The organism is Agrococcus jejuensis, assembly GCF_007679035.1.
GTDB classification, from domain to species: Bacteria; Actinomycetota; Actinomycetes; order Actinomycetales; family Microbacteriaceae; genus Agrococcus; species Agrococcus jejuensis_A.
In genome coordinates, this window is the sequence record NZ_VEFR01000001.1 from 479,343 (window position 1) to 501,396 (window position 22,054).

The 22,054-nt window shown below is 72.8% G+C and carries 23 protein-coding genes and 1 tRNA gene; 17 read left to right on the plus strand and 7 right to left on the minus strand.

From position 1 onward, the window contains the following. Positions 1 to 3 precede the first annotated feature (3 nt). Positions 4 to 807, plus strand: a complete 804-nt coding sequence (locus tag FS793_RS02205; RefSeq protein WP_144718087.1) for a TrmH family RNA methyltransferase — start codon at positions 4 to 6, stop codon at positions 805 to 807. Continuing rightward, entirely contained in the window at positions 804 to 2,051 is a 1,248-nt protein-coding gene (locus tag FS793_RS02210; protein WP_144718089.1) for a D-alanyl-D-alanine carboxypeptidase family protein, read from the plus strand. The genes FS793_RS02205 and FS793_RS02210 overlap by 4 nt, the downstream gene beginning before the upstream one ends. On the opposite strand, the gene FS793_RS02215 is transcribed toward FS793_RS02210, so the two are convergent. Next, the gene (locus FS793_RS02215; protein ID WP_144718091.1) at positions 2,048 to 2,842 is read right to left on the minus strand and encodes an SGNH/GDSL hydrolase family protein; all 795 of its coding nucleotides are present in this window, start codon (positions 2,840 to 2,842) and stop codon (positions 2,048 to 2,050) included. The genes FS793_RS02210 and FS793_RS02215 overlap by 4 nt on opposite strands. A gap of 125 nt (positions 2,843 to 2,967) precedes the next feature. Between FS793_RS02215 and dinB the strand changes: the two genes are divergently transcribed. Beyond that, positions 2,968 to 4,200 carry a DNA polymerase IV gene (dinB, locus tag FS793_RS02220; RefSeq protein ID WP_260979979.1) on the plus strand — a complete coding sequence of 411 codons (1,233 nt, stop codon included), beginning with the start codon at positions 2,968 to 2,970 and terminating at the stop codon, positions 4,198 to 4,200. A gap of 21 nt (positions 4,201 to 4,221) precedes the next feature. On the opposite strand, the gene FS793_RS02225 is transcribed toward dinB, so the two are convergent. The 4 genes from FS793_RS02225 to FS793_RS02240 all read right to left on the minus strand — a co-directional run bounded on the left by FS793_RS02225 (position 4,222) and on the right by FS793_RS02240 (position 5,893). Next, positions 4,222 to 4,692 carry a hypothetical protein gene (locus FS793_RS02225; RefSeq protein ID WP_144718093.1) on the minus strand — a complete coding sequence of 157 codons (471 nt, stop codon included), beginning with the start codon at positions 4,690 to 4,692 and terminating at the stop codon, positions 4,222 to 4,224. An 88-nt stretch (positions 4,693 to 4,780) separates the two neighbouring features. Then, the gene (locus FS793_RS02230; protein ID WP_144718095.1) at positions 4,781 to 5,335 is read right to left on the minus strand and encodes an isochorismatase family protein; all 555 of its coding nucleotides are present in this window, start codon (positions 5,333 to 5,335) and stop codon (positions 4,781 to 4,783) included. An 88-nt stretch (positions 5,336 to 5,423) separates the two neighbouring features. After that, positions 5,424 to 5,663, minus strand: a complete 240-nt coding sequence (locus tag FS793_RS02235) for a PspC domain-containing protein (protein ID WP_440130438.1) — start codon at positions 5,661 to 5,663, stop codon at positions 5,424 to 5,426. 144 nt (positions 5,664 to 5,807) lie between these two features. Next, positions 5,808 to 5,893 (minus strand) — tRNA-Leu (locus FS793_RS02240). A 133-nt stretch (positions 5,894 to 6,026) separates the two neighbouring features. Here FS793_RS02240 and FS793_RS02245 point away from each other — a divergent pair. The 4 genes from FS793_RS02245 to FS793_RS16795 are packed head-to-tail and all read left to right on the plus strand — an operon-like array spanning position 6,027 to position 9,564. Beyond that, the gene (locus FS793_RS02245) at positions 6,027 to 7,334 is read left to right on the plus strand and encodes a M20/M25/M40 family metallo-hydrolase (protein ID WP_144718099.1); all 1,308 of its coding nucleotides are present in this window, start codon (positions 6,027 to 6,029) and stop codon (positions 7,332 to 7,334) included. Further along, positions 7,335 to 8,165, plus strand: coding sequence for an undecaprenyl-diphosphate phosphatase (locus FS793_RS02250; protein WP_144718101.1), 831 nt, complete (start codon positions 7,335 to 7,337; stop codon positions 8,163 to 8,165). Continuing rightward, positions 8,162 to 9,376 carry a cysteine--1-D-myo-inosityl 2-amino-2-deoxy-alpha-D-glucopyranoside ligase gene (locus FS793_RS02255; RefSeq protein ID WP_144718103.1) on the plus strand — a complete coding sequence of 405 codons (1,215 nt, stop codon included), beginning with the start codon at positions 8,162 to 8,164 and terminating at the stop codon, positions 9,374 to 9,376. Before FS793_RS02250 ends, FS793_RS02255 begins: the two co-directional genes overlap by 4 nt. Before the next feature lie 8 nt (positions 9,377 to 9,384). Next, positions 9,385 to 9,564 (plus strand): DUF2256 domain-containing protein, encoded by a 180-nt coding sequence (locus FS793_RS16795; RefSeq protein WP_186329281.1) that lies wholly within the window; start codon positions 9,385 to 9,387, stop codon positions 9,562 to 9,564. A 10-nt stretch (positions 9,565 to 9,574) separates the two neighbouring features. Here FS793_RS16795 and FS793_RS02265 read toward each other — a convergent pair whose 3' ends face one another. Then, positions 9,575 to 10,579, minus strand: a complete 1,005-nt coding sequence (locus FS793_RS02265) for a phosphotransferase enzyme family protein (RefSeq protein WP_186329282.1) — start codon at positions 10,577 to 10,579, stop codon at positions 9,575 to 9,577. Positions 10,580 to 10,583: 4 nt separating this feature from the next. Further along, complete coding sequence (locus FS793_RS02270; protein WP_260979980.1) at positions 10,584 to 11,522, minus strand: PAC2 family protein; 939 nt, start codon at positions 11,520 to 11,522, stop codon at positions 10,584 to 10,586. Between the two features lie 91 nt (positions 11,523 to 11,613). On the opposite strand from FS793_RS02270, the gene FS793_RS02275 reads away from it, so the two are divergent. The 10 genes from FS793_RS02275 to FS793_RS02320 all read left to right on the plus strand — a co-directional run bounded on the left by FS793_RS02275 (position 11,614) and on the right by FS793_RS02320 (position 22,003). Continuing rightward, complete coding sequence (locus FS793_RS02275; protein WP_144718107.1) at positions 11,614 to 12,282, plus strand: HAD family hydrolase; 669 nt, start codon at positions 11,614 to 11,616, stop codon at positions 12,280 to 12,282. Next, positions 12,279 to 13,283, plus strand: a complete 1,005-nt coding sequence (locus FS793_RS02280; RefSeq protein WP_144718109.1) for a tRNA (adenine-N1)-methyltransferase — start codon at positions 12,279 to 12,281, stop codon at positions 13,281 to 13,283. Before FS793_RS02275 ends, FS793_RS02280 begins: the two co-directional genes overlap by 4 nt. Beyond that, entirely contained in the window at positions 13,280 to 14,257 is a 978-nt protein-coding gene (locus FS793_RS02285) for an FKBP-type peptidyl-prolyl cis-trans isomerase (RefSeq protein ID WP_144718111.1), read from the plus strand. The genes FS793_RS02280 and FS793_RS02285 overlap by 4 nt, the downstream gene beginning before the upstream one ends. Further along, positions 14,254 to 15,237 carry a helix-turn-helix transcriptional regulator gene (locus tag FS793_RS02290; RefSeq protein WP_144718113.1) on the plus strand — a complete coding sequence of 328 codons (984 nt, stop codon included), beginning with the start codon at positions 14,254 to 14,256 and terminating at the stop codon, positions 15,235 to 15,237. The genes FS793_RS02285 and FS793_RS02290 overlap by 4 nt, the downstream gene beginning before the upstream one ends. Then, positions 15,237 to 16,184, plus strand: coding sequence for a helix-turn-helix transcriptional regulator (locus FS793_RS02295; RefSeq protein WP_144718115.1), 948 nt, complete (start codon positions 15,237 to 15,239; stop codon positions 16,182 to 16,184). The genes FS793_RS02290 and FS793_RS02295 overlap by 1 nt, the downstream gene beginning before the upstream one ends. 96 nt (positions 16,185 to 16,280) lie before the next feature. Further along, a complete protein-coding gene (locus tag FS793_RS02300; RefSeq protein WP_144718117.1) occupies positions 16,281 to 16,487 on the plus strand; it encodes a Sec-independent protein translocase subunit TatA/TatB in 207 nt (68 codons plus the stop codon). 3 nt (positions 16,488 to 16,490) lie between these two features. Further along, on the plus strand, positions 16,491 to 17,297 hold the full coding sequence (tatC, locus tag FS793_RS02305) for a twin-arginine translocase subunit TatC (RefSeq protein ID WP_260979981.1): 807 nt from the start codon (positions 16,491 to 16,493) through the stop codon (positions 17,295 to 17,297). Then, on the plus strand, positions 17,294 to 19,732 hold the full coding sequence (locus tag FS793_RS02310) for a DEAD/DEAH box helicase (protein WP_144718119.1): 2,439 nt from the start codon (positions 17,294 to 17,296) through the stop codon (positions 19,730 to 19,732). The genes tatC and FS793_RS02310 overlap by 4 nt, the downstream gene beginning before the upstream one ends. Beyond that, positions 19,729 to 21,282: an apolipoprotein N-acyltransferase gene (gene lnt / locus FS793_RS02315; protein ID WP_144718121.1), complete on the plus strand. Its 1,554-nt coding sequence runs from the start codon at positions 19,729 to 19,731 to the stop codon at positions 21,280 to 21,282. The genes FS793_RS02310 and lnt overlap by 4 nt, the downstream gene beginning before the upstream one ends. Beyond that, entirely contained in the window at positions 21,275 to 22,003 is a 729-nt protein-coding gene (locus FS793_RS02320) for a glycosyltransferase (RefSeq protein WP_144718123.1), read from the plus strand. The genes lnt and FS793_RS02320 overlap by 8 nt, the downstream gene beginning before the upstream one ends. Positions 22,004 to 22,054: the final 51 nt, after the last annotated feature.

A 22,054-nucleotide genomic window follows, 5' to 3' on the forward strand; every position in this document is an offset into this window, starting at 1 on the left:
CCAGTGGAGATCGTGCGCATCGAGTCGCTCGACGACCCGCGCCTGACCGACTACGTCGGCCTCACCGACGTGCAGCTGCGCACGCGCAAGGAGGTCGAGCGCGGCCTCTACATGGCGGAGTCGCAGACCGTGCTGGGGCGGGCGCTGCGCGCGGGGCACGTGCCGCGGTCCGTGCTGGTGAGCGAGCGGTGGCTGCCCGACGTCGAGCGGCTCGTCGGCCACCTCGACGTGCCCGTGTTCCTCGGCGAGGAGTCGCAGCTCTCGACGCTGATCGGCTTCCATCTGCACCGCGGCGCCCTCGCCGCCATGCAGCGTCCCGTGCTGCCCGAGGTCGCCGACGTGCTGCGCGACGCCAAGGTCGTCGTCGTGCTCGACGGGCTCGTCGACCACACGAACGTCGGCGCGGCGTTCCGCTCGGTCGCGGGCCTCGGCGCCGACGCCGTGCTCGTGACGCCCACCTGCTCCGACCCGCTGTACCGCCGCGCCGTGCGCGTGAGCATGGGCACGGTGCTGCAGGTGCCGTGGACGCGCATCCCCGAGTGGCGCGAGGCGGCGCCGATGCTGCACGACGCGGGCTTCCAGATCGCCTCCCTCGCCCTCGCCGACGACGCCGTCGACCTCGCCGACTGGCGTCGCGACCGTCCGGAGCGCGTCGCGGTCGTCATGGGCAACGAGGGGCACGGCCTCGGTCGAGACGCCCTCGCCGCCTCCGACGTCGTCGTGCGCATCCCGATGCACAACGGCGTCGACTCCCTCAACGTCGCGGCGACGAGCGCCGTCGTGCTCTGGGCGGCGCTGCACGCATGACCAGGTACGTCACCGCGAGCACGCAGGCGCGCACGCCCGCATGGGTGCACGTGGTGCGCACGCTCGTCGTGCTCGTGCTCGTCGCGCTCGTCGGCGGCGCGACGTACCTCGTGTTCGCGCCGCTGCCGGCGATCGCGAGCGAGGATGCGCCCATCGAGTCGCCCGCCGTCGGCGACGCGCAGGTGTCGTGGCCCGCGGCGGGCGCCGCGGCGTTCGCGATCGAGGGCGTCGAGGGCGCGTCGGGCACGACGGGCGACGCAGCCGTGCCGATGGCGAGCATCACGAAGCTCGTGACGATGCTCGTCGTGCTCGAGGAGCATCCGATCGACGGCGGCGAGGGTGCCGACATCGCCATCGGCGCCGAGGACGTCGCCTTCATGCAGACGGCCTTCGACGAGGCCGCGCCGTACTACCCGGTGCGCACGGGCCAGACCGTGACGCAGGCCGACCTCGTGGAGGCCTCCGTGGTCGCGTCGTCGGCGAACGCGTCGATGACGCTCGCGCGCTGGGGCTTCGGCTCGATCGACGCCTTCCTCGACGCCGCGAACGACTGGGCGCAGCGCAACGGCCTCACGACCATGGTCGTCGCCGACGCCGCCGGGCTGTCGCTCGACTCCGTCGCCTCGCCCGCCGACATGGTGCGGCTCGGCGAGCTCGCCGTCGCCGATCCGATCGTCGGCGCTGCGATGGGGCAGCGCTCCGTGTCGGTCACGGGCCTCGGCGTGCAGGCCAACACGAACCCGCTGCTCGGCGTCTCGGGCATCGATGCGGGCAAGACGGGTGCGCTGTTCGTCTCGGGACGCAACCTGCTCGTCTCCGCCACCGCGACCGTCGACGGCCAGACCCTGCGCGCCGTCGCCGTCGTCGCCGGCCAGATCTCGGAGGACGACCGCGACGCCGCGACGATCGCGCTCGTCGACAGCCTGTGGCAGAACGTGCAGACGCGCGAGGTGCTGCCCGCCGGCAGCGTCGTCGCCACGAGCCGCGCCGCGTGGGGTCCCGCGTCGGAGGCGACCACGGATGCGGCGCTCTCGTCGCTCGCGTGGGTGGCGCAGCCGCTCGAGGTCGTCGTCGAGGTCGAGCCCGTGCGCACGGGCGTCGGGTCGATGGAGGTCGGCACCGTGACGGTGGCGGGCACGGAGCTCGCGACGACGGTCACGGCGCGGCGCATCGCCGAGCCCGACCTGCTGTGGCGCCTGTCGAACCCCTTCCTGCTGCTGGGACTCGCCGACGCCCGAGGCTAGGCGTCGTCGCGCTGCCGTAGCACCGGCTCGGCCAGGGGCCGCTTCGGATGGATCGTGTCACCCGACGACCGGCCCGTGAGCCTGCGCACGACCCAGGGCCCGAAGTACTCGCGCGCCCATAGGATGTCGTCGCTCGCCGCCTGCCGCCACGTGCGCTGCGGCATGGGCTCGGGATGCTGCGGATGCAGGTCGTGCTCCACGCCGAGCGCATCGAGCACGAGCATCGCGATGCGGTGGTGGCCGAGCGGCGAGAAGTGCAGGCGGTCGGGCGCCCACATCCGCGCATCCTGCAGCTCGGTCGCCGCCCACATGTCGGCGACGACGGCGTCGTGCCTGCGGGCGAGCGCCGCGAGGTTGCAGTTGTAGATCGCGACCCGGCCGCGGATCGAGCGCAGCACGGGCGTCATGCCGATGTCGGGGCCGTTGAAGAGCACGACCGTCGCGCCGTCGACCGACAGCCGCTCGATCGCGCGCTCGAGGCGGCCGGCGACGCGGTCGGGATCGGCGCCGGGGCGCAGCAGGTCGTTGCCGCCCGCCGAGATCGAGATGAGGTCGGGCTGCAGCGCGAGCGCCGCATCGATCTGCTCGGATGCGATCTGGTCGAGCAGGCGACCGCGGATGGCGAGGTTCGCGTACGCCATGTCGTGGTTGGTGCGCGCGAGCTCCTCGGCGACGCGATCCGCCCAGCCGCGGACGCCGTTCGGCAGGCTCGGCTCGTCGTCGCCGACGCCCTCGGTGAACGAGTCCCCGATGGCGACGTACCGGGTCCAGGGGTGCTGCATGCCTCTCATGCTGGCACGACGCCGACAGCGTCACATCCACCTCGAGTCGGACATCCCCGGGGACGACGGCGGAGGCGACCGGACGCCTGGCGAGGCGTGCGCGGAGTGTCGGCGGCTGCTGCGACGATGGGCACGTGAGCAAGCAGGACGGCTCGAACCGCATGGTGTCGAGCCCCGACGTCGACGACGCGTCGGCGACGATCCTGCACGTCGACCTCGATGCGTTCTTCGCCACGGCGTCGCTCATCGCCCGCCCCGACCTGCGCGGCCTGCCCGTCGTCATCGGGCACGACTCGTCGCGGTCGGTCGTCACGGCGGCGACGTACGAGGCCCGGCGCTTCGGCGTCCACTCGGCGATGCCGATGGGGCGCGCGCTGCAGCTGTGCCCGAACGCCGTGATCCTCGAGCCCGACTTCGCGCTGTACCAGCGGCTGTCGCAGCAGACGATGGCGATCCTCGACGACTTCTCGCCGTCGGTCGAGCGGCTCGGCATCGACGAGGCGTTCGTCGACGTCACGGGCGCACGACGCCTGCTGGGCGGCGCCGTCGCGATCGGCACGCGCATCCGCGAGCGTGTGCAGGCCGAGACGGGGCTCGTCGCGTCGGTGGGCGCATCGTCCACGAAGTTCATCGCGAAGCTCGCGTCGGGTCGTGCGAAGCCCGACGGCCTGCTCGTCGTGCCCGCCGACGACGTGCTGACCTTCCTGCATCCGCAGCCCGTCAGCGCCCTGTGGGGCGTGGGGGAGCGCACGCAGGAGAAGCTCGAGCGCTACGGCCTGCGCACGGTGGCCGACGTCGCCCACACGTCGGAGGCGACGCTCGTGGGCTGGTTCGGCGCGGCGTCGGGCAGGCATCTGCATGCGCTCGCGTGGGCGCGCGACGTGCGCGCCGTGCACGAGCGACCGCGCGAGCGGTCGATGGGCCACAACCACACGTTCGGGCACGACGTCACCGACCGCGACGACCTGCGCAGCGAGATCCTGCGCCTCGGCACGGGCGTCGGGCGCCGCCTGCGTGCGGCGGGCGCCGTCGGCCGCACCGTGACGCTGCGCGTGCGCTTCCACGACTTCCGCACCATCACGCGCTCGCGCACGCTCTCCGATCCGACCGACGTGACGCGCGTCGTCGTCGAGACGGCGTGGCAGCTGCTCGACGAGCTCGACGACCCGACTCCCGTGCGGCTGCTCGGCGTGCAGATGTCGCAGCTCTCGGATCCGTCGGATGCGGGGCTCCTGTGGGATGACAGCGAGGACTGGGGCAGCGCCGAGCGGGCGGTCGACGCGGTGCACGACCGCTTCGGGCAGCTGGCCGTGACGCCCGCGTCCATGCTGCGGCGCGAGCGCAAGCGCGAGGACACCGGCGGCTGACCCGCGCCGAGTGCGCCGCCGTCAGCCCGGGTTCGCTGCGAACCAGTCGCGCATCGGCACGAGGTTCTGCAGCGGCGTCCAGGCGCCCGTCGTGCCGTGATCGAGCGCGACGCCCACGATGCCGGCGGCCTGGAACGACGCCGCCCACTCGATCGCGGCGGGCAGCGGCGTCGCGATGAGACGCGAGGCATCCTCCCGCGAGAGCCCTGCGGCCATGCCGCCGACCTGCGCGCGCTCGGCCGTCGAGAACACCAGCAGCAGCGGCCCCGGCGGGAAGGTGGCAGCGAACGGCCGCGGCTCCTCCGAGGAGCCGCGCGCGATGAGGATCCAGCGCTCGAGGCCGAGCGCCGCTCGCCAGAGCGCGGCCATCGTCGCCTGGTCCTGCGGAGCCTCGCGCGCAGCGGCCGAGAGCGCGTCGAGGCGCGCGACGACCTCGGGTGCGGGGTCCAGGCTCGGCATGCGGTCGCCGGGCTGCGGCGTGGCGTCGGTCACGCGACCATCCTCGCGGCGATCCCTGGACGCGACGCCCAGGCGGCGGCTCGCCGGACGGGCTCAGGCGAACGGGCTCAGGCGGACGGGCTCAGGCGGACGCGGCCCCGACGAGCGCGTCGATCGTCGTCACGGTCGCGAACCGCTCCTGCAGCGCCGACGCGGTCGCGCGCTGGATGTCGGCCGCCGAGATCGTCCCGCCGTCCCACGCCTCGTGGGGATGCGTCGCCGTCGCGTCGATCACGAAGGTCACGGCGAAGCCGAGGTCGCTCGCGACGCGTGCCGTGGTCTCGCAGCACTGCTCGGTGCGGATGCCTGTCACGACGACCTCGTCGACGCCCAGCTGGCGCAGACGATCCTCGAGGTCCGTGCCCGTGAAGGCGTTGTGCACGCGCTTCGCGACATGGACGTCGTCGTCGCGTGCGTCGAGGCCGGGCTGCAGGCGGACCTGCCCGAGTGCCGGGTCGAAGGGACCGTCGGAGCCGGGCTCCTCGTGCAGCACCCAGACGATCGCGTCGCCGGCGTCGCGCCCGTGCTCGACGACGCGCGAGACGCGGTCCACGATGTCGGGCGCCGAGATCGTCGCCCACCCGGCCTCGCTGGATCGGAAGGACTCCTGGACGTCGATGACGAGGATGGCGCGCATGCGCCCATCCCACCGCATGCGACGACGATCGACCAGCGGATGCCGGTCGACCGTCGTCGAGATGCCGCCAGATGCGGCAGGGGCCGCCTCAGCGGCGGCCGAGCCAGCGCGCGAGGGGGATCGAGCCGTCCTGCCACGGCGTGAGCGCCCAGGCGATCGCGTAGGCGACCCAGCCGAGCACGGGCAGCAGGAACGACAGCAGCACGACGAGGCGCACGATCCACACGTTCCAGCCGATGCTCGTGGCGATGCCGCCAGCGAGACCACCGAGGATGCGCTGGGGACCGCGGCGGAAGCCGCTCTTGCGGATGGAGTCGAAGATGCTCATGTCCATGACGGTAGGCGGCGCGCCTGTGCCGACGCCCTGCCGCGGGTGCACCACGGCTGCGTCGCGTCCGCCGAGCGCGAACGACCGCAGTCGCGACGGTGCGGGAACGAAGAAGGCCCGGAGCCATGGGCTCCGGGCCGTTCGTGCGCGAGGGGGGACTTGAACCCCCACGCCCTAATACGGGCACTAGCACCTCAAGCTAGCGCGTCTGCCAATTCCGCCACCCGCGCAAGGTGTCGGATCCTCTGCAGGACCGAGGAAGACACTAGCACGCACCGAAGGGCATCGATGACCACCGAGGGGCGTGGTGCGTCGTGCTCGCGCATGACGCTCGACGTCGTCGGTCGCGACTAGCCTTGGACGGTGACCGACCAGCTCTCGCCGACCGCTGCCATCGCTCGCGACCTCATCCGGTTCGACACGCAGAACTACGGCGAGGGACGCTCGAACGGGGAGGCCGACGCGGCCGCCTACGTCACGCGCTTCCTCGCCGACCTCGGCATCGAGAGCCGCACGTTCGAGGCGGCGCCCGGTCGCCACAGCGTCGTCGCCGAGCTCGAGGGCGCCGACCCGAGCCTGCCGGCGCTCGTGCTGCACGGGCACCTCGACGTCGTGCCCGCAGATGCGGCGCAGTGGAGCGTCGATCCGTTCGAGGGCGTCGTCCAGGACGGCATGCTGTGGGGCCGCGGGGCCGTCGACATGAAGGACATGGTCGCGATGATGCTGCAGGCCGTGCGGCAGCTCGTCGAGTCGGGCGCCAAGCCCCGCCGTCGGCTCATCCTCGGCTTCTTCGCCGACGAGGAGGACGGTGGCGCCTACGGCGCGCACTGGCTCGTCGAGCACCATCCCGAGCTCTTCGCAGGCGCGTCGATGGCGATCAGCGAGGTCGGCGGATTCTCGGTGACGCTCGAGGGTCGTCGCGCGTACCTGCTGCAGACTGCCGAGAAGTCGCTGCTGTGGATCCGCCTGCGCGCCACGGGCACGGCGGCGCACGGCTCGCAGGTCATGCGCGACAACGCCGTGACGAAGCTCGCGCGCGCCGTCGCGGCGCTCGGCGAGCACGACTTCCCGATCGAGCTCACCGACACCACCCGGCAGCTCGTCGACGAGGTCGCGGGCCTGCTCGGCGTCGACGTCGAGGACCTCGGCCCCGACGAGATCGCGCTGCGCACCGGCGGCATGTCGCGCTTCCTGCGCGCGAGCCTGCGCACGACCGCCAACCCGACGATGCTCGACGCCGGCTACAAGCACAACGTGATCCCCGGCACGGCCGAGGCGCGCATCGACATGCGCACGCTGCCCGGCCGCGAGGACGAGGCGCTCGAGATCGCTCGCCGCATCGTCGCCGAGGCCGCCGACGACGTCGAGCTCGACATCGTGCGCCAGGACGTGGGGCTCGAGGTGCCGTTCGCCGGCGAGGCCGTCGACGCGATGGTCGCGGCGCTCCAGCGGCACGACCCCGACGCACCCGTGCTGCCGTACATGCTCTCGGGCGGCACCGACAACAAGGCGCTCTCGCTGCTCGGCATCGCCGGCTACGGGTTCGCGCCGCTGCGCCTCACGCCCGACCTGGACTTCGCGGCGATGTTCCACGGCGTCGACGAGCGCGTGCCGCTCGATGCGCTCGACTTCGGCACCGCCGTGCTCGCCGACCTGCTGCAGGAGCTCTAGATGCAGTGGATCGAGGCGGTCCTCCTCGGCATCCTGCAGGGCGCGACGGAGTTCCTGCCGATCTCGTCGAGCGCGCACCTGCGCATCGCCGGCCTGTTCCTGCCGGGCGCCGAGGATCCGGGCGCCACCTTCACGGCCATCACCCAGATCGGCACCGAGCTCGCGGTCGTGCTGTTCTTCTGGCGCGACATCGTGCGCATCCTGCAGCGCTGGTTCGGCGCGCTGCGCGGCACCGTGCCGAAGGACGACCCCGACGTGCGGATGGGGTGGCTCGTGATCATCGGCACCGTGCCGATCGTCGTGGCCGGAGTGCTGTTCCAGAGCCTCATCCGCGACCAGCTGCGCTCGCTGTGGATCACCGCGACCGTGCTCATCGTCTTCGGCCTCATCCTCGGCGCCGCCGACCTGCTCGGCCGCCGCGACAAGGGGCTCAAGGAGATCACCTACCGCGACGGCATCCTCGTGGGCCTCGCCCAGGTGCTGTCGCTCATCCCCGGAGTCTCGCGCTCGGGCGCGACGACGACGATGGGCCGCGCGCTCGGCTACGAGCGCCCGGCTGCCGCGAAGTACGCGTTCCTGCTCGCGATCCCCGCCGTCTTCGGCGCCGGCCTCTACGAGACCTACCAGGCGCTCACCGAGCCCTCGTCGTCGGGCTACGGCTGGGGTCCGACGATCCTCGCGACCGTCGTCGCGTTCGGCGTGGGCCTCGCCGTGATCCGCTTCCTCATGGCCTACATCTCGAAGCACTCCTTCCTGCCGTTCGTCGTCTACCGCGTCGCGCTCGGCACGGCGCTGCTCGTCGCCCTCGGCGCTGGCTGGATCGCTGCATGAGGACGTGGGAGCGCGCAGCCACGCCTCGGCTGCCCGGCACCGGTCCGCATCCGGCGCTGCACGACGCGAAGACCGACGCGCCGCTCGTCGTGCCGACCGACGGGCCCGCGTCGCTCTACACGTGCGGCATCACGCCGTACGACGCGACGCACATCGGCCACGCGGCGACCTATCTCGCGAGCGACACGCTCACGCGCGTCTGGCTCGACGCGGGGCTCGACGTGCGCACGGCGATGAACTCGACCGACGTCGACGACCCGCTGCTCGAGCGTGCGACGCGCGACGGGGTCGACTGGCGTGCGCTCGCCGAGCGCGAGCAGGAGGTCTTCCGCGCCGACATGGCCGCGCTGCGCATCCTGCCGCCCGACTCGTGGATCGCCGTGACCGAGCGCATCGACGAGATCGCCGCCGCCGTCGCGGCGCTGCTCGACTCGGGCGACGCGTACCTCGTCGACGCCGACGTCTACTTCGACACGACGCGCGAGCGCGCCTACCCCCTCGGTCTCGGCAGCCGCACCGATCGCGAGGCGATGCTGCACCTCGCGCGCGAGCACGGCGGCGACCCCGATCGCGCGGGCAAGCGCGATCCGCTCGACCCGCTGCTGTGGCGTGCCGAGCGACCCGGCGAGCCCGCGTGGGACTCGCCCGTCGGTCGCGGCCGCCCGGGCTGGCACATCGAGTGCACGGTCATCGCGATGGCCGAGCTCGGCGCGCCGTTCACGGTCGCGGCCGGTGGCATCGACCTGCGCTTCCCGCACCAGGAGATGCAGGCGCACCACGCGCTCGGCCTCGGTGCATCGCTCTTCAGCGTCGCGCGCGCGAACGCGGGTCTCGTGGCGTACCAGGGCGAGAAGATGTCGAAGTCGCTCGGCAACCTCGTGAAGGTCCGCGCCCTGCTCGACGCGGGCGTGCGGCCCGCGGCGATCCGTCTCGCGCTGCTGGCCCATCACTGGCGCGGCGACTGGGAGTGGACCGACGCCGACCTCGCGATGGCGAACGAGCGCCTCGACCGGTGGACGGCGTGGGCGCAGGTGCTGCCCGACGACCCCTCGCACGACGACTCGGTGCTCGAGTGGCTGCGGTATACGCTGCACCACGACCTCGACACCCCGGCGGCGCTGCAGGCCGTCGACGCGTTCGTCGACCGCGCGCCGGCCGACGACGTGTCGATCGATGCGATCGACGCGCTGCTGGGCGTGCGGCTGCGCTGAGGGCTCCCGTGGCTGCCGCTCCCGTTCGTCGTCGCAAGCCGTGCGAGCGCTGCGGTCGCGACTTCGAGGACCGCAAGCGCTGGTCGGGCCGCGACCAGTGGGAGGCCGTGCGCTACTGCTCGCGCCGATGCCGCAGCGAGGCGGCGGCGGCACGCCGCCGCGAACGCCCGCCGTCGTCGGGGTCCTGAGCCGGCGGCGTCAGCCGACGAGGCGCGTGAACCGTCCCGTGTCGAGCCACGCCGACAGGCGCGCCACCGCGGTGTCGAGGTAGGCGCGGGCGTCGGCGCGCAGCGATGCCGTCGTCGACGACAGGAGGTCGTTGGCGAGCAGCAGCTGGCGCCCAGCGGCGAGCGCGTGCAGGTCGGCCTGGGAGGCGTCGGGCAGGGGAGCGACCGAGGCGTAGCCCTCGGCGAGCGCGACGTGGACCTCGGGGTCGTCGGCGTAGAAGCGCGCGATGGCGAGGTCGAGCGCGGGCACGCCGAGGCCGGCGTCGTCGAAGTCGAGCAGCTGCAGGCCGCCGGCGGACCGCAGCAGGTTGCCGGAGTGCAGGTCGGCGTGCAACGGCCGTACGCCGCCGAGCACGTGCAGCCGCGTGAGCACGGCCTGCGACCGGGTCCGCGCCTCGTCGAGCACGGTCCGCGACGGCGCGTCGAGGTCGTCGACCTCGGCGAGCGCGTCGTGGTCGCCGAAGAGCACGTCGTCGAGCACCGGCAGCGAGGCACCGGTCGGCGCCGACCAGCCGGCCGCGTGCACGTGCATGCGCGCCATGGCCGCGCCGAGCATCCGCGCCGTCGACACGTCGAGCGCGTCGTCGATCGCCACGCCGTCGAGCCATCCCGCGACCGTCACGATCGCGGTGCGGCCGAACCCCTCGCTCGCGATGCCCGTCCACCACGCACCGTCGATCGTCGGCAGCGGCACGGGCACGACGACGCCGGCCTCGGAGGCGAGCGCGAGCTGCCACGCCTGCTGGGCGTCGATGTGCTCGGGCGTCGCCTTCGACCCGACGAGGATGCGCAGCGCCCACGATGCGCCGTCACGGTCGACGCGGAACGTCGAGTTGTAGGCGTGGAGGACCGAGGTCACGACGCTGCCCTCGAGCCCGAAGCCAGGGAGCGCCTCGACGGCGATGGCGCGCAGCAGCGCGACCTGCTCGGCCTCCGACAGGTCCGCGAACGGCGTCGCGGCCTCTGCAGCCGTCACAGGCTCAGACGGGCGGCGGGGGAGCGGGGTGGTCGTCGCCCTCGGCGTCCGCGTCGGGCTCGTCGTCGGGATGCTGGGTCTCGAGGAAGCGCTGGAACTCCTTCGCGAGCGCCTCGCCCGAGGCCTCCGGGCTCTCGACCGTGTCCCGCTGCTGCTCGAGGTGGCCGATGTACGCGCGCATGTCGTCGTCGCGCTCCGCGAGCTCGTCGACGCCCGACTCCCACTCGCCAGCCAGACGCGGCAGCTCGCCGAGCGGCACCGTGACGTCGAGCAGCTCCGTGAGCCGGTCGAGCAGCGCGATCGTCGCCTTGGGCACGTGCGTCGCGTGCACGTAGTGCGGCACCGACGCCCACACGCTCGCGGTCTGGATGCCCACCTGCTCTGCCGCCATCGCGATGACCGACATGATGCCGGTCGGGCCCTCGTACTCGCTCTGCTGCACGCCGAGGCGGTGCCGCAGCGACGCCGACTCGCTCGTGACGCTCGTCGGCGTGGGTCGCGTGTGCGGCACGTCGGCGAGCATCGCGCCGACGAAGACCATCGCATCGACCTCGCACTGCCGAGCGATCTCGACCGCCTGGTCGGCGAAGTCCAGCCAGTTGCGGCTCGGCTCGGCGCCCAGCAGCGCGAAGAGCTCGCCGTCGGCACCGGTCGACACCGACAGTCCCGCATCCTCGACGATCGCCTCGCGCTCGCTCGACCGCGTCGGCGCGTACGCGATGGTCGCGGGCCATGACAGCGCACGCGACCCGTCCTCGAGCCTGCGCAGCATCGGTCGCGCGAACGTGAAGTCGAGGAAGTCGTCGGGCTCGATCTCGTCGAACGGCTCGAGCTCGCACGCGTCGATGACGCGTCGCACGGCCGTCGAGGCCGCCTCGCCCGCGTCGTTCCAGCCCTCGAACGCGACGAGCATGATGCGTCCGATGATCGGTCCCGTGCTCACCTGCGTCGTCTCCTCATCAGGCGTCCACCCTACGCCCGCGTGCCTGGGCCGACGGGCGATCGCACCCTGCCACGGAACGTAGGATGGTGCGGTGAGCGATCTGGATGCCGTGCTGTGGGATCTCGACGGCACCCTCATCGACAGCGAGTCCTACTGGCGCGTCGCGGAGCGGCGCCTCGTGGCCGAGTTCGACGTGGCGTGGACCCTCGACGACGAAGCCGCCCTCGTGGGCGTCGACCTATGGGACGGCGCTCGCTACATGGTGGGGCGCGGCGTCGCGATGGAGCCCGACGACATCGTCGCGCGCCTCGACCGCGAGGTGATGGCGCAGCTGCGCGAGCACGTGCCGTTCCGGCCGGGGGCCGCCGAGCTGCTGACGTCGCTCAGGGCGGCCGAGGTGCCCCTCGCGCTCGTGACGATGTCGACGCGTGCGCTCGTCGAGCTCGTGCTCGCGTCGAGCGAGGCGCAGCTGGGCGTGCAGCCGTTCACGGTGTCCGTGACGGGCGACGAGGTGCCGCGCGGCAAGCCGTTCCCCGACCCGTACCTGCAGGCGCTCGAGGCGCTCGGCGCCCGTGCCGCGTCGTCGGTGGCGTTCGAGGACTCGATCCCCGGATCGACGTCGGCGCGCGACGCGGGGCTCGTGACCGTCGGCGTCCCGCACGAGGCCGACCTCGGCGACGTCGCCGGCATCACGCTGTGGCCGACGCTCGTCGATCGCACCGTCGACGACGTGCGCGACCTCGTGGGGGTGCGCGCATGACGCCGCGCACCGGCCCGCTCCGCCTCGGCGACCCCGTGCAGCTCACGGGTCCCAAGCAGCGCCTCCACACCATCGTGCTCACCGAGGGCTCGACGTTCCACACGCAGCACGGCGCCCTGCCGCACGAGGAGATCGTCGGCCATCCCGACGGCTCGATCGTGCACGTCGGCGAGCACGCGTACCTCGCGGTGCGCCCGCTGCTGCACGACTACGTCATGTCGATGCCGCGCGGCGCCGCGATCGTCTACCCCAAGGACGCCGGCCACATCCTCACGTACGCCGACATCCAGCCCGGCCTCACGGTCGTCGAGGCGGGCGTCGGCTCGGGCGCGCTGTCGCTGTGGCTGCTGCGCGCCCTCGCCGGCCAGGGCGAGCTCGTCTCGTTCGAGCGTCGCCAGGAGTTCCTCGACATCGCCGAGGCGAACGTGGCCGGATGGTTCGGCGAGCGGCCCGCCAACTGGCGCACCGCCGTCGGCGACCTCGCCGAGACCCTCGGCGACCACGTGCCCGACCAGACGGCCGACCGCGTCGTGCTCGACATGCTCGCACCGTGGGAGTGCGTGGATGCGGCCGCGACGGCGCTGCAGCCCGGCGGCATCCTGCTCGCCTACGTCGCGACCGTGACGCAGCTCTCGCGCACCGTCGAGGCCGTGCGCGACGACGGCCGCTTCGCCGAGCCGCAGTCGCAGGAGACGCTCATCCGCTCATGGCACGTCGACGGCCTCGCCGTGCGCCCCGACCACCGCATGGTCGCCCATACCGGCTTCCTCATGACGGCCCGTCGCGTCGCCGACGACCTCGAGATCCCGTCGTTCAAGCGCCGCTCGAACAAGGCCTCGTACACCGACGCCGACGTCGAGGCGTGGACGCCCGGCGCCGTGGGCGATCGCGAGAAGAGCGACAAGCGCCTGCGGCGTGCCGTGCGCGACGCGCAGCGGCAGGCCGACCGCCTCGCCGCCGGTACGATCGACTCCGACTCCCGACCTGAGGATGACGCGTGACCAAGCACCTCCGCCGCCCCATCACGGCGGCTGCAGCACTCCTGATCGTCGGCACCGCGCTCACGGCGTGCCACGTCGTGCCGGCGGAGCAGTCCGTCGCAGGCTGCACCCCGTCGATCCAGCCCGGCGGCGCCTCGAACGCCGTGCACGCCACGACGGGCATCGACGCGCTGCCGACCGACGTGCCGTTCCAGACGCCGCTGGCGATCGACGGCCCTGAGGCGAGCATCCGCGGCGCGGGGGAGGACCCCGCCGAGCCCGGCGACGTCGTGATCGCCGACTACACGCTGTACGACGGCACCACGGGCGAGGTGCTCGAGTCGACCGACTCGACGCTGCTGCGCGCGCTCGCCGCGGACTCGGGCGAGGAGATCCAGCCCGCCTCGCAGCAGCTCACGCTGCGCACGGGCGGCGAGACCGTGCTCTCGCAGGGTCTCGAGTGCGCCACGGCCGGCTCGACCGTCGCGCTCGTCGCGCCCTACCTCGACCTCTTCGGCGACTCCGTCGCGCAGGCGGGCGTCGACCCCGAGTCGACGGCCGTGCTGCTGCTCGAGGTGCAGGACGCGTTCCCCGGCCGCGCCGAGGGCTTCCCGCAGCCTGCCGTCGGTGGCATCCCCGCGATCGCGCTCGCGACCGACGGCACGCCCGGCGTGACCTTCTCGGGTGCCGACGCGCCGACCGAGCTCACGGTCGGCACCACCATCGGTGGCGACGGAGCCGTCGTCGGCGAGACCGACACCATCGTCGTGCAGTACACGCTCCTCGAGTGGGATGCGACGACCGTGACCGAGACGACGTGGGGCTCTGCGCCCGCGACCTTCGAGCTCTCCGGGCTCATCCCCGGCTTCCAGCAGGCCGTCATCGGCCAGCGGGTCGGCAGCCAGGTCGTCGCGGTCGTGCCGCCGGAGCTCGGCTACGACGACGGTCGCACGCTCGTCTTCGTCATCGACATCCTGGACGCCGAGGCGCCGTGAGCGACGTCAGCGTGTCGGAGCGCCAGTTCTCGCTGACGCTCGCGCTCCTGCACGCTGCGCACGGAGCCACGAAGCGCGAGCTCTTCGAGCGCGTCGCCGGCTACCAGGGGCGCCCGATCGACGCCGCCCTCGAGCGGCAGTTCGAGCGCGACAAGGACGACCTGCGCGAGCAGGGCTTCGTCATCGACGTCTTCACGCCGCCCGCCGAGCACGACAACAACCAGGAGTCGCGCTACCGACTGCTCGACGCCGTCGTGGGCACGCCCGAGGACCTCGCGTTCTCGGAGTCCGAGCGCACGCTCATCGACCTCGCGCTGCGCGTGTGGCGCGACGGCGGGCTCACGGAGGAGTCGCAGCTCGCGACGACGAAGCTGCGCGCGCATCCGCAGTACCGGGCCGGTCTCGCGCATGCGGTGTCGCCGACGCAGTCGGCCGTGGATCGCGCCTTCCAGTCGCTCAAGCGCGCGACCGAGCGCGGCGCCGTCGTGCAGTTCGCGTACCTGAAGCCGGGCGAGCGTGAGGCGACGAGGCGCACGGTGCAGCCGTGGTGCGTGCTGCTGTTCCGCAGCCGCTGGATGCTGCACGGCTTCGACGTCGACCGCGGCGAGACGCGCACGTTCCTCATGCGTCGCATCGTGAGCGACGTGCAGGCGACGAAGCCGCGCGAGCCGTTCACGGTGCCCGAGGGCGCCGCCGACGCCGCGCTCGAGGATCTCGAGCGCATCTGGGCATCGGCGACGGCGCGCGTGCGCGTGCTGCCGGGCTCCGACGCCGAGGTGCGTCTCGCCCGCCGCCGCGACACGACGGTCGAGGGCGACGAGCTCACGCTGCACCACGCGGACACGAACCTGCTCGCCGACGAGCTCGCCGGCTACGGCGCCGAGGTCGTCGTGCTGCACCCGCCGCTGCTCGCGGCGCTCGTGCGCGAGCGGCTCGAGCGCATCCGCGACGCGCATGCGGACGACCAGGGAGCGGTCTGATGGCGGGCAAGGGTCAGCGGCAGTCGATCGCGCTGCTCGTCGCGCTCATCCCGTACCTCTCGGCTGAGGGCAGCGTCACGGTCGCGCAGGCCGCAGCGCACTTCGACGTGACGGAGGCGCGCATCCGCGACGCGGTGCGCCTCATCTTCATGTCGGGCGTGCCCGACGGGTTCGGCGACTTCGACCGCTTCGACCTCAACGTCGACGCCTTCGAGGACCACGACGTCATCGAGCTCGGCTACCGGCCGACGCTCGACGGCGACGCCATCCGCCTCGCACCGCGCGAGATGGGCGCGATCCTCGCGGGCCTCCGGCTCATCGCGGGCGTGCAGGGCGTCGACGACGACGCCGTCGCAGCGCTCGCCGCGCGACTGCGCCGTGCCGCGGTGCCCGCCGCCGCGACGCTCGGCGTCGACGCCCCCGTGGCCGACTCGTCGGCGCGCGCCGTGCGCGACGCCATCGAGCACCGCGTCGTCGTGCACCTCGACTACCGCAAGCCGGGCGCCGCCACCGAGCGGCGGACGATCGCGCCGACGGCCCTCGAGCTGCGCGACGGGCAGGCGTACGTCGTCGGCTACGACCTCGACCGCGCCGCAGAGCGCCGCTTCCGTCTCGACCGCACCGAGTCGGTCGCGCACGCCGACGTCGCCTATCCCGATGCCGCGCTCGCCGCGACGCGGGAGCGCATCGACGCCGACGAGACGATCGTCGTGCGGGCGACGCCCGCGGCGGCGGCGCTGCTCGCCGACTACGCAGACGGACCCTCGCGCGTCGACGGCGAGCACGAGATCGTCGACATCCGGGTGTGGAACGCGGACGCCGTGCTGCGGCAGGTCGCGTCGCTCGGCGGCGACGCCGTCGTGCTGCGTCCGGCGTCGGCACGGGCGGCACTGCGCCGATTCGCGGAGGCCGCCCTCCTGGCCGGAGATCGCCCGAGCGCGCCGTGACGTCGCGTGACGTCGCACATCCGCTCGGCGCGCCGTAGCGAACCCCATGGAGGCGTACGCGCGGTACCCTGGACACGACATCGAGAGGAATCGATCATGGGCGGATTCGCCGGGAACCTGGCCTCCCACTGGTGGGTCATCCTCATCATCGTGCTGCTGATCTTCGGCGCCACGCGACTGCCGCAGCTCGCGAAGGGCATCGGCGAGTCGATCAACGTCTTCAAGCGCGAGGTGAAGAAGGACGCACCCGCCGACGAGGCGGACACGACGACGCCGTCGAACGACGCACGCGACTCCAAGTAGCGCATGGCCGTCACGGCCGGAGCCTCGAAGCGCACCCGACGTCCCCGCGACGCCGAGGGCCGCATGCGGCTCATCGAGCATCTGCGCGAGCTGCGGCGGCGCTTCGTCATCTCGTTCGCCGCGATCGCGGTGCTCGGCATCGGCGGCTTCTTCCTGTCGGACTTCGTGCTCATGCTCCTCGCGGCGCCGCTCGTGCCGCTGCAGGAGGAGCGCATCGTCGAGCTGAACTTCACGTTCATCACGCAGTCGTTCGACATCAAGATGCGCATCGGCCTGCTCGTGGGCGTCATCGCCTCGAGCCCCGTCTGGCTCTACAACATCCTCGCGTTCCTGCTGCCCGGCCTGCACAAGGGCGAGCGCCGCTACGTCTGGGGCTTCCTCGCCTCGGCGGTGCCGCTGTTCCTCGGCGGCTGCACCATGGGCTGGCTGCTGCTGCCGCGCATCGTGCAGCTCTTCGTGGGCTTCGCACCGGCCGGCACGACGTCGGTGCTGTCCGCGCAGGAGTACTTCGACTTCTCCTTCAAGCTCGTCGTGGCGATCGGCCTCGGCTTCGTCGTGCCCGTCGTGATCGTCTTCCTCAACCTCGCCGGCGCCATCACGGGAGCCGCGATCCTCAAGGGATGGCGATGGTCGGTGCTCGGCATCGCGCTGTTCGCGGCGTGCGTCACGCCGGCCGGTGAGCTGCTGTCGATGTTCCTCATCGCCGGGCCGATCATCGTGCTCTACTTCGCCGCCGGCGGCTTCGCCGTGCTCAACGACCGCCGCCGCGCCAAGCGGCTCGCCGCCGACTCCTCGGTCGGGACCGCGTGACGCATCCCGCCACCGAGGCCTTCGGCGCAGCGCTCCCGTTCGGCCTCGATCCCTTCCAGCGCCAGGCGTGCGAGCTCGTCGAGGACGGCCGCAGCGTGCTGGTCGCGGCCCCGACGGGTGCGGGCAAGACGATCGTGGCCGAGTTCGCGATCCATCTCACGCTCGCCGCCCCCACGGGACGCGTCTTCTACACGACGCCGATGAAGGCGCTGTCGAACCAGAAGTTCCGCGAGCTGCAGGCCGTCTACGGCGACGACGCGGGACTGCTCACCGGCGACTCGTCGATCCGCGGCGACGCCCGCGTCGTCGTCATGACGACCGAGGTGCTGCGCAACATGCTCTACGAGGGCCGCGACCTGTCGGACCTCGAGCACGTCGTGATGGACGAGGTGCACTACCTCGCCGACCGCTTCCGCGGCGCCGTCTGGGAGGAGGTCATCATCCACCTCCCGCGCCACGTGCGCATGGTGTCGCTCTCGGCGACCGTCTCGAACGCCGAGGAGTTCGGCGACTGGCTGCAGGCCGTGCGCGGCGAGACGAGCCTCGTCGTGAGCGAGCACCGACCGGTGCCGCTCGAGGGCCACGTGCTCGTGCGCGGCTCGCTCGTCGACCTCTTCGACTCCCGCGGCGACGCCGAGCAGCATCGTCCGAGCCGCGAGCTCGTGGAGCGCACGCGCGGCAGCGACGGCTCGGCGGCGCACGGGCATCGCGACCGCGGCGGCCACAACCGGCACGTCGGTCGCGGGCAGCAGGGGCGCAAGGGACAGCGCCGCGGTGCCGTCGCGCGCGACTCGTTCTCGTGGCGCGGCGACCGACGCCCGGCGCGCGTCGATCGCAGCGCGCTCATCGAGCTGCTCGACGACGCGTCGATGCTGCCGGCCATCTGCTTCATCTTCTCCCGCAAGGGATGCGACGCCGCCGTCGAGCAGGTGCTGCGCGGCGGCGTCTCGCTGACGACTGCGGAGGAGCGCGGCGAGATCCGCGCGCTCGTCGAGGAGCGCACGCGCCGGCTCGACGAGTCCGACCTCGCGGTGCTGGGCTTCTGGGAGTGGGTCGACGGGCTCGAGCGCGGCGTCGCCGCCCACCACGCCGGCCTCCTGCCGGTGTTCAAGGAGATCGTCGAGGAGCTCTTCCAGCGGCGGCTGCTGCGCGTCGTGTTCGCGACCGAGACGCTCGCGCTCGGCATCAACATGCCGGCCCGCACGGTCGTGCTCGAGCAGCTCGAGAAGTTCAACGGCGAGGCGCGCGTGCGCATCACGCCGGGCGAGTACACGCAGCTCACGGGCCGGGCAGGACGGCGCGGCATCGACACCGAGGGGCACTCGGTCATCGCCTGGACGGGCGAGCAGACGCCGCAGGAGATCGCGAACCTCGCCTCCCGCCGCTCGTACCCGCTGCAGTCCAGCTTCCGCCCGACGTACAACATGGCGGTGAACCTCATCGACCGCTTCGGCGTCGCCCGCACGCGCGGCGTGCTCGAGACGTCGTTCGCGCAGTTCCAGGCCGATCGCTCGGTGGTGCAGCTCGCCCGCAAGGTCGTCGACCAGCGTGCGAGCCTCGCGGGCTACGCCGAGTCGATGACGTGCCATCTCGGCGACTTCGCCGAGTACGCGGCCCTGCGACGCGAGTCGAGCGACCTCGAGCGCGAGAGCCAGCGCAACGGCATGAGCCACGCCGAGCGCGACGCGCTGCAGCACCGGCTGCGCGACCTGCGGGCCCTCATGCGCTCGCATCCGTGCCACGCGTGCCCCGAACGCGAGAGCCACGCCCGCTGGGGCGAGCGCTACTGGCGCCTGCGTCGCGACGTCGACAAGGCCGACCAGCAGATCTCGCGCCGTACCGGCCAGGTCGCCGAGCGCTTCGATCGCATCTGCGACGTGCTGCGCACCCTCGAGTACGTCGTGCCGGGCGACGATGGCGAGTCGAGCGTGACGGAGGCCGGCGACCGGCTGCGCCGCATCTACGGCGAGCGCGACCTGCTCGTGGCCGAGTCGCTGCGCCGCGGGCTCTGGACGCACCTCGACGCCGCCGACCTCGCCGCGCTCGTCTGCGCGCTCGTCTTCGAGCCGCGCCGTGGCGAGCAGGCCTCGGAGCGGCACCTGCCCGGCGGACCCTTCCGCGACGCGCTCGCCGCCACCACGACGCTGTGGGCCGAGCTCGACGACCTCGAGCGCGCGAAGCGCCTGCCGGGCTCGGAGCCGCCGCAGACGGGACTGTCGGTCGCGATGCACCGGTGGGCGCGCGGCGCGCACCTCGACGTCGTGCTGCGCGACACCGACCTCGCCGCCGGCGACTTCGTGCGCTGGGTGCGGCAGACCGTCGACGTGCTCGAGCAGCTGCAGGACGTGGGCACCGCCCGCATCCGCCGCACCGCACGCGACGCCGTCGAGCGCATCCGTCGCGGCGTCGTCGACCTGGGACAGGAGGCCTCGTGACCGTGACGAAGCCGCGGCCGCTGCGCCTGCGCGCCCCGCTGCCCGCATGGGGCTCGGTGCTCTCCGCCCTCGGCGGCGCCGCGCTGCTCGTGCTGTCGTTCCAGCCGTTCGACTGGTGGCCGCTCGTGCTGCCCGGCGTCGCGCTGTCGCTCGTCGCGCTGCGCGGCCGCCGCATGTCGGCGGCGTTCGGCATCGGCGCGCTCACGGGCGGTGCGTTCTTCGCCGTGCACATCCAATGGATCACCGTCTACCTCGGGCCGTTGCCGCTCGTGGGCCTGACGGGGCTCATGGCGCTGTGGTGGGGGCTCGGCGGCATGCTGCTGACGCTCACCTGGCGCCTGGGGGAGCGGATGCGCGGCCCGTGGGCCCGGCTGGTGGCCGTGCCCGCGCTGCTCGCGGGCGTGTGGATGCTGCGCGAGTCGCTGTCGTCGACCGTGCCGTGGGGCGGGTTCTCGTGGGGCCGCCTCGCGTACTCGCAGGCCGCGAGCCCGCTCGGCGACACGTCGTCGTGGGTCGGCGCATCGGGACTGTCGTTCCTGCTCGCCTTCGTCGCCGGCGTCGTGGCCTGCCTCGTGCTCGCGCGCGGCATGCTCGTGCGCCGTCGCGTCGTCGTCGGCACGGCGGTGGTCGTCGCGCTCGTCGCGATCCCGGCCTTCCCCGTCGTCGAGAGCGGCACGGTGCGCGTCGGAGCCGTGCAGGGCGACAGCGAGGCCGGGCTGCTCGCGCAGTACACGCCCGGCGAGATCCTGCAGCAGCACGCCGACGCGACCGCGCTGCTCGACGGCGAGCAGATGGACCTGCTCGTGTGGCCTGAGAACGCAGGCGAGCAGCAGCCGCAGGACTCCGTCGCGGCGTCGCGCATCATCGACGACGTGCAGCGGATGGTGGATGCGCCGATCGTGCTGGGCGCCGTCACGTACGAGCAGGACGGCGACGAGGTCCGCTCGTACAACTCCCTGCTGCTGTGGGACGAGGGCGTGCAGGCCGAGTACCACAAGCGCCACCCGGTGCCCTTCGCCGAGTACCTGCCGGAGCGCGACTTCTTCGGCCCCATCCTCGACGCCCTCGGCTTCCTCGAGCTCATCCCGCGGGACTACTCCCTCGACCCCACGAGCGAGAACGCCTTCGAGATCGACGACGTCGCGTACGGCCTCGCGATCTGCTTCGACATCATCGACGACGGCCTCGTGCGCGAGATGGTGGCCGACCACGGCGCCCAGATCATCCTGGCGCCCACGAACAACGCCGACTTCGGCGAGGGATCGTGGGAGAACGTGCAGCAGCTCGCGATCGCGCAGCTGCGGGCGCAGGAGGCGGGTCGAGCGCTCGTCAACGTGTCGACCGTCGGCACGAGCGCCATGGTGCTGCCGGACGGCACCATGGTGGATAGGCTGCCGCAGTACGAGCCAGGAGCCATGATCGAGACCTTGCCGCTCAGCGACACCGTGACGCCGGCGATGGCCGCGGGTGCGTGGATCGAGCGCGCGATCGCGATCGCGACGCTCGCGGCGCTGCTGGCTCTCGCCCTCGTGAGGAGACGACGTGCCTAGTGCCCTCGTGGTCGTGCCCACCTACGACGAGGTCGACAGCCTCGAGCGCACCATCGGCAGGCTGCGCCAGTCGGTGCCGCACGCGAGCGTGCTCATCGTCGACGACTCGAGCCCCGACGGCACGGGCGACCTCGCCGACCGTCTCGCCGCGGAGGACTCGGGCATCGAGGTGCTGCATCGCACCGAGCGCGGCTACGGCTCGGCGGTGCGCGAGGGCTTCCGCCGCGGCATCGCCGCTGGCGTCGACGCCATCGCCGTCATCGATGCCGACGGCTCGTACGACGTGACGCTGCTGGGCGAGATGCTCGAGGCCGTCGGCGAGGACGTCGACCTCGTGATCGCGTCGCGCTGGGTGCCCGGCGGCGACGTGCGTGCCATGGCGGGTCGTCGACGCGTGCTGTCGCGGGTCGGCAACCGCTACGCGCGCGCCGTGCTCGGCACCGACGTGCAGGACCTCACGTCGGCGTTCCGCGTCTACTCCACGCGGGTGCTGCGCCGCATGCCGCTCGACCGCATGCGCTCGGACTCGATCGCGTTCCAGATCGAGCTCGCCGTGCGCGTCGCGCAGGCCGGCGGTCGCATCGTCGAGATGCCGGTGCAGTTCACCGAGCGCGCCGTCGGCGTCTCGAAGACGAACGTGGCCATGGCCCTCGGCACGCTGCGCCGCGTGACCCAGTGGGGCGTGCACGGCATCCGCGCGCGTCCGCGCACCAAGCCGTAGCGATCCCCACCGCACGGCCCGCCCTCCGTCGAGGCCGTGACGACGGACGCG

Coding starts and splice junctions, on each gene's coding strand:
- FS793_RS02210 (WP_144718089.1), top strand. CDS start 804: ATGACCAGGTACGTCACCGCGAGCACGCAGGCGCGCACGCCCGCATGG.
- FS793_RS02215 (WP_144718091.1), bottom strand. CDS start 2,842: ATGAGAGGCATGCAGCACCCCTGGACCCGGTACGTCGCCATCGGGGAC.
- FS793_RS02230 (WP_144718095.1), bottom strand. CDS start 5,335: ATGCGCGCCATCCTCGTCATCGACGTCCAGGAGTCCTTCCGATCCAGC.
- FS793_RS02235 (WP_440130438.1), bottom strand. CDS start 5,663: ATGAGCATCTTCGACTCCATCCGCAAGAGCGGCTTCCGCCGCGGTCCC.
- FS793_RS02250 (WP_144718101.1), top strand. CDS start 7,335: ATGCAGTGGATCGAGGCGGTCCTCCTCGGCATCCTGCAGGGCGCGACG.
- FS793_RS02255 (WP_144718103.1), top strand. CDS start 8,162: ATGAGGACGTGGGAGCGCGCAGCCACGCCTCGGCTGCCCGGCACCGGT.
- FS793_RS02280 (WP_144718109.1), top strand. CDS start 12,279: ATGACGCCGCGCACCGGCCCGCTCCGCCTCGGCGACCCCGTGCAGCTC.
- FS793_RS02295 (WP_144718115.1), top strand. CDS start 15,237: ATGGCGGGCAAGGGTCAGCGGCAGTCGATCGCGCTGCTCGTCGCGCTC.
- FS793_RS02300 (WP_144718117.1), top strand. CDS start 16,281: ATGGGCGGATTCGCCGGGAACCTGGCCTCCCACTGGTGGGTCATCCTC.
- tatC (WP_260979981.1), top strand. CDS start 16,491: ATGGCCGTCACGGCCGGAGCCTCGAAGCGCACCCGACGTCCCCGCGAC.